Below are 10,404 nucleotides of genomic sequence, written 5' to 3' on the forward strand. Positions count from 1 at the left end.
ATGTCTGCACTCGATTTAATCTCATTGACCTTATTGATGATATTGGCTTTAGTTGTAGAGCCAGCCGTGTTTAATAAGCTGATATGACCTTTATCATAGAGACTACCGACTTGTTTATTTAAGGTGTTATAGATAGCACTGGCATCTTTAGCGGCATAGTTAAGGGTAAGGTCTGGGTTTTGATAGGTGTCTATTCCGACTATTACCGCATGTAGTTTGGGCTTTTGAATAGGGGCATAGGTTGAGGTGATTTGCTGCACCACTTTACTGGTGACACCGATATTGTCACCGGGGTAGGCTTCTACCGTCAGCGTATGCGTGCCTTTAGGAATAGATAAGGTAAAGTCACGCGTGGTTTGGTTGACTTGCCTACCTAGTCCACGGCTAGCTTGGTCAACAGCAACACCGTCTAGTAAGACACGCACATCACCGATACCACCACCTTGGTCGGTGAGTAGAACGGAGAGGCTTAGGGTGTCGTTGTTAATGGTGCTGGGCGGGGCAGATTGCCAAGTGATTAGGGGTGGTTTGGCAAAGATAGATTCGACTTGTTTGCGGATGGCGGGGTCGGTTATTTTGCCAGAGGCGAGCAGGTTTTCAAGTGCTTCTTTAGATTTTTTTACCTTATCCCTATCAGATTTGCCTAATTGATAACCTTTTAAATACCATTTTGCAGCAATATTAAAATCTTGTTCATAACCTAACCCATCTTCGTATAAACGTCCAATTCCTAAACTACCACTAGAACGGATTAGAGTGCTTTCTGAAACTAGCATATCGTTGTAAGCTAACTTAACCTTCTCATAGTTAGGTACTTTCTCCCAGCTAGCGGAATGTAAATAATTTAACGCTTGTAGTTCAAGCGTATACATTTCTTCAAGTTCTATTAATCTCTGTCTATCTGTCTGCAAAATACCTTCAAGCTCTTTCCTTTGAGCACTTGTCATATTACCAGAAGCCAAAACGTCAAACCAATATTGTCTTTCATCATCATTTTGAATGGTTTTAGAAGCTAAAATCGATCCAACTAAATTTGGAAATTTTTCTAGTATATTTTCACTAATGTCAAAATCACTAACTTCTTTTGCAAGAGAGCTTAACGATAGGGATAGTAGTGTAGCCATACCTAAAGCTTTAAAGACTTTATTTAAATTCATAACTTGATTCCTTTAATTGATAAACCAATTTCTTTGAAAGCCACAGTATTTCTAACTAATCCACCTCTACCGCCACCGCATCCATATCCCTAACCGCACCCGTAAACATCACCTCATCACCCTGTCGTATCATAAACACAAACGGACGGTCGACCGCTACAGTAGGGGTCATCGAAACCCCTTTAGACACCATCACCATACTGGTAGCTGCCGCTTCAGCACCTTTCTCATCCCATGTAACTATCGACTTATGCAACATCTCGGGGTTTTTTAGCATTTTGCCTTCTACTAAGTTTGGCAACTGCCATGAACCAATCTCTGGTGCTATCTCGTTTAGGGTTAATGTATTGCCTTCCAACGTCAGCTTAGGTAATAGCAACTGCACCTTTTGCTCTTTACTCGCTTGCAGTAATGCCGTTACGGTATCGCTATCGGGCAAAGCAGATGCCTTATCTTTGGGAGTGACAAACAGCTGTAACATACTGCCATCCGCAAACGGAATTCCCACATACTCCCAACCCTTATCTTTAGCGTGATATACCTTAAATTCTTGATTCATCGTTGGTACGGTTTGCGTCTTGCCCGTTATGTTGGTAAATGGCAATGGCTTGGTTTTCTCTGCGCTAAAAGGTGATTGCCAATTGGCTTTGAAGTAAAGCACATTACTTAAAATCGCTTCATTTTTGCTAAACATATCGGGCGTAAACATATCGTCAATCATGCCGTTAGTACTGGTTTTAAGCCACTCATTGGCTTGGGTACTGGCAGCATCGGCTTTGCCAAAGTCTAGGTCTTGGGTGTTGCCAGCTAAAGTAGCGGTATAAGCCGCTTGATAAGGTTTGGTTAAGGTATCGCCTTGACGGTAAAACACTTGGTTCAAGTTTTGGTAGCCATCGGTTAGCGGTACAGTGGGCTGCGATATGGTTTGCGCTGTTAGACCTGCTAATAACCAGTTAGGGCGTTTGGCAGTGAGGGGGTTTGGCATAGCAAGTAAAGCTGCTTTAGCTGCTTGATCCAGGCTAAAAGTCGAAAATGCGATATTGTCATTGGGCGATTGTTCGCTCAACTTCTGTAATAGATTGAGGCTTTGCGCCATTTTTGGTTGGCTAGAGGGTTGTTGATTTAAAGACGTGTCATTAGAAGTGCTAACTTGATTTTCTTTATCGATATTAGAGGGGGGTAGAGAAGGGATACTTACGCTTGGTTGTAGAGTCACCTGACTAATCAACGGGCTATTGGCGAGTTTATTTAAGGTATCTGGACTAGCTTGAGCATACCATACCTCTTTATCAGCAATTGTTTGTTTATCCACTGCTTTAAATAGAGAAAATAGGTAAGTGCTTTGCTCTGAATTAAGATCTTTTGTGGGTGTTATTATGACTGATAAATTATCTTCAGGGTCATGAGCTAATGCGTTAATCAAAGATGCCCCATACTTTGGATAATTAGAATCCATATTTGAAGTATCGGAAGTTTTATCAAGATTTTTTACTAGTTTGTCTGTGAGGTTAGGTGATAGTACTGTCGGCTCGCCAGTTTTTAAATTAATGATTTTATCTTTTGGTTGTAAGTTATCAGGCTGCACTTCACCTGTTCCAATGTTATAAGCTATTTTTTGATTTAGTTGCTCCGTTTGTGCGTTGTTATCGTTCGATAACATAGGAGTTAATTTGATTGGCTGGGCACTGCAACTTATACATATCAATAAAGAGCTACTAGCAACTAAGTGGTAAATAGTAGTAGAGATGTTCATATAAAATCCTATAAGTTAAAGGTTGATGAAGATTAAAAATTAAAGATTAGTTTATTGTGTTTATCTAAGCTTGGAGAGGTTTCCTACCATCTTAAACGATGAAAACTGCTTTTTGGGGTTAATTTAATAACCCTTTTTTTTAAATTTAGCGTTTATAACTATGAAAGCAGATTTTTTACACGTTAACTTATTCATTAGTACTTATAAATACTTTACATGCTTTTAGTCATAATTAGGAGTCTCTATGTCTTTGCTACATCAACTTGTTTCATCTATTCGTCATTCGTATTTAACCGATTCTAATAGAATTGGATATACTCCTATTAACGTTTTAAAAGTCTCTGGGGTCTTAGTTGTTGGAGTCATTGGTTTCACTAGTGTTGCTTACGCTGCAAGCTTTTCGACCACAGAGTTACAACAATATATTCAAACCCAAAAAACAGTGATCAAAGCTGCGCCTAATTCATTTGAAGCCAAAATGGGGGCAAATCTGTTAGATGCTGTGCGTTCTGGTAGTAGTAAGGCGGTGGGTGGAAAAATTCCAGTACTTATAAAAGCTCGGCCAGGCAATGGTTATACATTATCGAACCAACTAAACCAGCAAGGTATGGATGTACTTAGTTTAATTGACGACAATATATATATAAATGCATATGTTAATGAACTGCAGAGTCTTTCAGATATGCCGTTAGTTGAGAGTTTTAGCCTGCAACCTACAGTAAGTCTTGGTTCTAACCCAGTAGATGACTTACTATCGCAAATAGGGATAGGAGATGGGGAAGGAGGCATAGCAACTGATAATTCATCAACTAGTAATCCCCAGCGTTCAGGTTCAGCAGTAATCCCAAATAAAAATGACGCAGGTAACTTAAGTATTTATGCTAATGAGCTACATAAAAAAGGGATTTATGGAGACAATATAAAAATTGGAATTATTGACTTTGGGTATAACGGTTACCAAAAACTTCAATCAAAAGGAGTTTTACCAGCTCCGAAGCAGACTGCGGTATTTTTCAAAGGGTCGCAAAGTAGCACTTTAAATACAAGTTCAGGAACACCACATGGGGCAGCCTGTGCAGAAATTATTTATAATCTTGCCCCCAATGCCTCCTATTATTTAGCACAAATAGGGGATGGGGAAGGTAATGCTGGAGGAGGAGATCTCATTCGAGCAATTGACTGGATGGTAAGTCAAGGTGTCAATGTGATTAACTTTTCAGGAGGGGGTCATGGTGAGCAACATAACGGGAATGCCTCACTAGATAAAAAAGTTGAAGAAGTAGTAAGTAAAGGTGTCTTATGGATTAACGCAGCAGGTAATGAAGGTAATGATCACTGGGGCGGTACTATCTCTGACAGAGATGGTAATGGCTTAGTAGATCTTAATGGTTACAATTATCTAGAAGTTCAGTCATATGGTAACCCGTTTCAAGTACTTTTTAATTGGGATGACTGGGGTGACACATCACCTTATGAAAATATAGATTTGGATGGTTATTTAATAGATACTCAAGGAAACGTGGTTGTCCGACAGGAGATTAAGAGAAACCCCAAGTCTGAGGCAGTAGATACTTTTATTGCGGATGTACCTAAGGGTCACTACGCCATAGCATTATCAACTAATAAAACAAGTTCAAAAAAATTACATGTTTTGGTTAATAATGCAAAATTAATAGATCTTCAGCCCCAAGGAAGTATAGGAATCCCAGCTACATCAAAAGCATCTCTTTCTGTTGGAGCTTGGGATGTTGTTACAAAAGACATGGCGAAATATAGCAGTCGTGGTAAGACAGATGATAATCGATTCAAGCCTGAAATTGTTGCACCTACCAATGTCCTGAGTGAATCTTATCGTAACGCTAAGAACCAAGCAAGATTTGCAGGGACATCTGCATCTGCTCCATATGCCAGTGGTTTTGCAGCCTTAGTGTGGTCAGCAAACCCTCAATGGTCAAACCAACAGATGAAGAGATATCTACAGAGTAAAGCTGTTAGACCTTTAGGTAGCTCTGTACCGAATGTGGATTCTGGCTATGGCATGATAGATGCTAGGTTAGTCGTTGGTTCATCTTCTACACAAAGCTCAGGTTCTTCTGGCTATATCACTCCAGGCTCTCCTAATTCAGATATTTCGGATGATACATCACAAAATGACGATATTGTTGAAGACTTGCTGGATGGTTTAGGCTTATAAGTTGTTTTTAGCTTATAAGATATAAGTAATAAAAAATGATTAACCCTTTTTTCGCTTATCACCGTTTAATCTAGTGAAAGATATGAAACGACAGTGATTATTCTTAGCATTTTTTAGAACAACACTTTAGAAAGGTCTAATCAGCTAAATATCAAGATTAGATTTAATTAACTATATATGAGGATGTATTTATGAAAAGTTTTAATTTTATTAAGCCTGCTATTTTGGTTAGCTCGGTTCTAGCTTTAGCTGTGACAGGCGCAGCTTTCGCTGACGATACTGTTTCATCAGATAAGATCACAGGCTTTAACTATAGTGAAAAATCACTAAATGAAAAAGCTATAAAGATTGCTAATCCCCAAGGAAGTGCTAGAACTAATACACAAAAGCCGCAAGTGGTTGATTTGCAAGTACAGCCTAGCAAGTCATCTTATAAAGTCAATGAGCGTATGAATTTTATGGTTAAAGGGTCTCAAGACTACTACCTATATGTTTTTAATATAGACCCTGTATCAAAAAAACATGTCATGCTCATTCCTAATGCTAATACCAAGGATCATTACTTGCAAGCTAACAAGCGCTATAACATTCCTGGCACAGTAGATTTTTATTCGGATCGTCCAGGTACAGAGCAATTAGTATTTATTGGTACGACTAAGCCTTTACCCCTTAAACAGTCGGATTTTCAGAAAATGGGTGAATTTTCAATGGCTGACTCTAAGTCTGTTGAAGACGCTGTATATACCCTGGATCCTAAAGCAATAATAGTGGCTGACCCATCAAGTGGTCGAAACAATAATGCAAATAAACCTAAAGTAATCAATCTTAGAATTTATTAATCGTAAAGATATTAGTACAAGTTTTTAATTAATCCTCTATTTTTAAAGTGAATCATGGGGCCTTATCTCATGATTCACTACTTGCTAGGTTTTTTTAACCTCAATAACGAATTATTGTCGAAATGTTATACCTAATCTAAATTTAACATATCGAGGAAGATGAGAGCAGATTCTACAAATTGTAGGTTCTGAAAATCTGACAAAGATAGGTGTTTTTTAGAAAAGGTATTATTTAATTATAAGATTTATTAGTGATAATTATGAGTAAACCTACCGCCAGTCTTACAGATGATGATGTCGATCGAGTCTTGAGTAACTATCATCAGCATATTAAACAACATCATATCGACAATATTGATGATACACAGATGCGTGAAAAAATAATGGAGATGGCAATACAACATAGTAGGGATGCAGATGCTAATGATATTGAAAAATCGAAACTACAAACTAAGTTAGTGCGTAAACGGAAAGAGTCAGAAATACAAAGTAGTAGTCCAAGCCCTAAATATATCAAAAATATAATACCTTACCGGTGGACGAAGGTTGCTAGCTGGATATTTATTGTATTAGGTGTAGTGTTTGCTGGAACATTTGCTGTACAAAAAGCTGTCATGATTAACTCTAGCATTCCTCAGGTTGTCGCTAGTAATGATTTATCTATGGCACATGAAACCCAACCAAGTGACAGCAATTCGCATTTAACTACTAAATCTTCCCTGTCTTCTCAGTATCAAACTGGTGATAACTCAAAGCATGACAAAGACAATGACAATGACAACGATATTGCAATAGCTAACAGTCCCGTACTTGAAACAACTGTCGATGAAATAAGCTTAGAAGACTTGTTAGAGAGTGAAATTGTAATGGCAAAGGTAGAAGTCTATAGTAGCGAGAATCAACAAGAAAACAATGACTTACAAGAGTTATCTAATAAAAATAAGGATGTCGCAGGGGACTTTCATGGAGCAGAATATAAACCAAGTATTAAAATACGTATCGAACAAGCACCTGTGTTGCCAGCAGGCAGTATGTCCGACCCCAAGCAAATTGCAATTGACGATTCTATTTAAATAAGAAAGCACTAACCCCTAATCAAATCAATAGGACTGAATCATGAAACCCACATTTAAGCCATTTAAAGCCACTGCATTAGCTTTATTTATCGCTACAGCTACTATGAGTTCTATTGCCTTAGCAGATACGGCAAAAGAGCTTAATGCTCAAGCCAAGCAGTATTATGAAAATGAAAATTATACACAAGCGTTTGAGAATTATCAGAAAGCGGCTGATGCCGGGGATGCTGAAGCGATGGCGTGGGTAGGGAGTCTATACGATAAAGGTAAGGGTGTACCCAAAAACATGACTACTGCTCTAGCGTGGTATACAAAAGCTGCTGATGCAGGTAATAGCTGGTCAATGGATAGACTCGGGGATATTTATCGTAAAGGTAATGGAGTTGATAAGGATGATGTCATAGCAGCTAAATGGTATCAAAAGGCAGCGAATAAAGGACAAGCGGACTCAATGTCTTATCTATATATCTTCTACCGTGATGGTCGAGGGGGATTACCTAAAGACGAAGTAAAAGCAGTAGAATGGCTTAAAAAAGCGGCGAATGATGGTGATGATTGGGCGATGAGGATTCTTGGTAAAAAGTATCGTAAAGGTGAAGGTGTGCCTCAAGACTATACCAGAGCGATGCAATGGTACACCAAAGCCGCTAATGCTGGCGATAAAACTGCTATGGCCTCGATAGGTTATATGTATGAGCAAGGCCAAGGTGTTGCCATAAACGAAGTCAATGCAGTTGAATGGTATAAAAAAGCCGCTGAAGCAGGTAACGGTTCTGCTATGAGAAATCTAGGCACATATTATAAGTCTGGTAGGGGTGGGTTACCTCAAGACTATGCTAAAGCAATGCAATGGTATCAAAAAGGTGCGGATGCTGGTGATGAAGATGCTATGTATGAAGTTGGTTATATGTATAAGAAAGGTCAGGGTGTACCGCAAGATTACGCCAAAGCGATGGAGTGGTATAAGAAAGCTGCTGATGCCGGTGATGAAACTGCTATGTCTGCAGTTGGTTATATGTATGGCGAAGGACAAGGGGTATCTCAAGACTATACCAAAGCAATGAAATGGTATAAAAAAGCGGCTGATGCTGGTAATGAAAATGCTATGTACAATATAGGACATATGTATTTTGGAGGAAAAGGCATACCCAAGGACTATGCTAAATCTATAGAATGGTTTGAAAAAGCCGCTTTAAATGGTAGTGCTAGAGCTAATAGTGACTTAGGATATATGTACATGGAAGGTTTAGGAGTAGAAAAGGACCTTACTAAAGCTTTTAAGTTATTTACTAAGTCCGCCAATGCGGGTTCTAGTCAAGGCTCATACAATTTAGGTGTAATTTACCATAAAGGTTTAGGTGTATCTAAAGATAATGTAAAAGCTATTAAGTTATATAAAAAAGCTGCGGTTGATTCGCACCCTGAGGCTTTACATAATTTATGTAGCATATATTCAGAGTTAGAAGATTACAAAGAATCTTTTAAGTGGTGCAGTCAATCATCTGCTAATAATGATGCAGAAGCTATTAATAGTCTAGGTTACTACTATTCACAGGGTTTAGGTGTCGATAAAGACGTATCTAAAGCTTATGAATACTATTTAAAATCTGCAGAATTATCTAATGTGACAGCTATGAAAAATATTGGCGCTTTGTATCTTTCTGGAGAACTTGAGGGAAGTCCTAATTATACAGATGGTCTCAAATGGTACATTAAGGCTGCAAACTTAGGAGATGCGGATTCAATGTATAATCTTGGTACTTTCTATGCGGAAGGCAAAGGGGTTCAACAAGATTATAACCAAGCCTTATATTGGTATCAAAAAGCTGCAAATAAAGGGTCTGCTTTAGCAGCAAGTAATATTGGTTCAATATACTTAAATGGTCAAGGTGTGAACAAAGATGCTTCAAGTTTTAAAAAATGGACAGAAAAAGCTATTAAGCTTGATCCTAAATTAGGTATTGCATATAAAAATTTAGGTGTATATTACTCACAACCTTCGAATGACAACGACTACGATATTAAAAAAGCTTTCGATTATCTCCTTAAATCTGCTGATTTAGGTGATGTAGAGTCTTATGGTCTTTTGGCTAAGCTATATAGCGGTAATGGATCTGGCGCTAGGGTGCTATATAGTACTAAAAGTAAATACGCTATCGATAAATTAGAAGCTAGAAAATGGGCAGACAAAGGAAAAAGTCATTCTGATTTATTGTCGTATCTTATGTCAGCAGAGTTATATCTTGAAAATAATAATTATAGAAAAGCCGTTGGTGACTATTTATATATCTTAGCATCAAAAAGACAAAGTCAAGCTATATCAAAGTCTCAACTCGAATCATATTCATTAAAACGTCTAGAAAACCTTCTTGCCTCAGGCAAAATAACCGACCCTGCCATACGCAAACAAGTCGAAGCCGTCTTTGCCAAACCGCCGCTTATCACTTGGCAAACTACCCCGCCCAGCACCATTAACAACGACACCCTAAACCTCTCTGTTCTACTCACCGACCAAGGCGGTGGTATCGGTGACGTGCGTGTCTTACTAGACGGTGTTGCCATTGACCAATCCAGCCGTGGCTTAGGCAGACAGGTTGAACAAACCACCCGAGACTTTACCTTATCTATTCCTAAAGGCACTCATACGCTAACTGTAGAAGCCTACCCTGGTGACAATATCGGTGTCACCAGTAAAGTGGTGCAACAAATCACCTCAACCTATGCCCCTATTCAAAAGCCCAAACTACATGCAGTAATAGTCGGAATAGACAGCTATCAAAACCCTGACCTGACCCTTAACTATGCCGCTAAAGATGCCAGTGCTATCTATGACACCTTAAATAAACAAGTCGGTAGTCTCTATGATAAAGGTCATATCAGCTTATTAAACACGGCTGGCTCTACAACTAAAGCCAATATCATCAATAAGGTCAATGAGATTAAATCGAGTGCAGACATGGGTGATGTGTTTGTATTCTATGTGGCAGGTCATGGTTATAACTTCCCTGATACAGGCTATCATTTATTTACCTCTGACGTTGGGGCAACCTCTAGTAGTAAAGTTGCTCAAACAGGGATTAATGCAGAGGACTTACAAGACCTATTGGCACAGGTACAAACAGATAAAAAGCTTATCTTGCTAGATACGTGTGATAGTGGTGGCTCTATTGATGCCGGTCAGCTCATCGCCTCTCGTGGCTTAGATGATCAAATGGTGATAGAGCGGATGCAGCGTAAGGCAGGGGCTACGGTGATTATGGCAAGCTCGGATAAGCAAAAGGCGTTAGAGGGTTATCAGGGTCATGGGGTGTTTACTTATGGGTTATTGCAAGCCTTTAACGGTGCTGGTGATATGAATAAGGATGGGTATATGAAGACGGGTGAG

Annotated in this window: 6 protein-coding genes; 4 read left to right on the plus strand and 2 right to left on the minus strand. The window is 38.9% G+C overall.

Annotated elements, in window-relative coordinates; genetic code table 11:
- Together AC2SLT_RS12820 and AC2SLT_RS12825 are read right to left on the minus strand one after the other, a co-directional pair.
- A partial coding sequence (locus AC2SLT_RS12820) for an SEL1-like repeat protein (RefSeq protein WP_486548043.1) occupies window positions 1–1,157 on the minus strand: 1,157 nt, incomplete at its 3' end.
- Window positions 1,158–1,212: 55 nt separating this feature from the next.
- Entirely contained in the window at window positions 1,213–2,910 is a 1,698-nt protein-coding gene (locus tag AC2SLT_RS12825; protein WP_486548044.1) for a serpin family protein, read from the minus strand.
- A 244-nt stretch (window positions 2,911–3,154) separates the two neighbouring features.
- On the opposite strand from AC2SLT_RS12825, the gene AC2SLT_RS12830 reads away from it, so the two are divergent.
- The 4 genes from AC2SLT_RS12830 to AC2SLT_RS12845 all read left to right on the plus strand — a co-directional run.
- On the plus strand, window positions 3,155–5,104 hold the full coding sequence (locus tag AC2SLT_RS12830; protein ID WP_486548045.1) for a S8 family serine peptidase: 1,950 nt from the start codon (window positions 3,155–3,157) through the stop codon (window positions 5,102–5,104).
- A 191-nt stretch (window positions 5,105–5,295) separates the two neighbouring features.
- Window positions 5,296–5,943 carry a DUF4384 domain-containing protein gene (locus AC2SLT_RS12835; protein ID WP_486548046.1) on the plus strand — a complete coding sequence of 216 codons (648 nt, stop codon included), beginning with the start codon at window positions 5,296–5,298 and terminating at the stop codon, window positions 5,941–5,943.
- A gap of 260 nt (window positions 5,944–6,203) precedes the next feature.
- The gene (locus AC2SLT_RS12840; protein ID WP_486548047.1) at window positions 6,204–7,016 is read left to right on the plus strand and encodes a hypothetical protein; all 813 of its coding nucleotides are present in this window, start codon (window positions 6,204–6,206) and stop codon (window positions 7,014–7,016) included.
- A gap of 43 nt (window positions 7,017–7,059) precedes the next feature.
- Window positions 7,060–10,404 (plus strand): caspase family protein (locus AC2SLT_RS12845; protein ID WP_486548048.1); only part of this gene is annotated, 3,345 nt, incomplete at its 3' end.

This window comes from Psychrobacter sp. CX18 (assembly GCF_057396215.1).

Coding starts and splice junctions, on each gene's coding strand:
- AC2SLT_RS12825 (WP_486548044.1), bottom strand. CDS start 2,910: ATGAACATCTCTACTACTATTTACCACTTAGTTGCTAGTAGCTCTTTA.
- AC2SLT_RS12830 (WP_486548045.1), top strand. CDS start 3,155: ATGTCTTTGCTACATCAACTTGTTTCATCTATTCGTCATTCGTATTTA.
- AC2SLT_RS12835 (WP_486548046.1), top strand. CDS start 5,296: ATGAAAAGTTTTAATTTTATTAAGCCTGCTATTTTGGTTAGCTCGGTT.
- AC2SLT_RS12840 (WP_486548047.1), top strand. CDS start 6,204: ATGAGTAAACCTACCGCCAGTCTTACAGATGATGATGTCGATCGAGTC.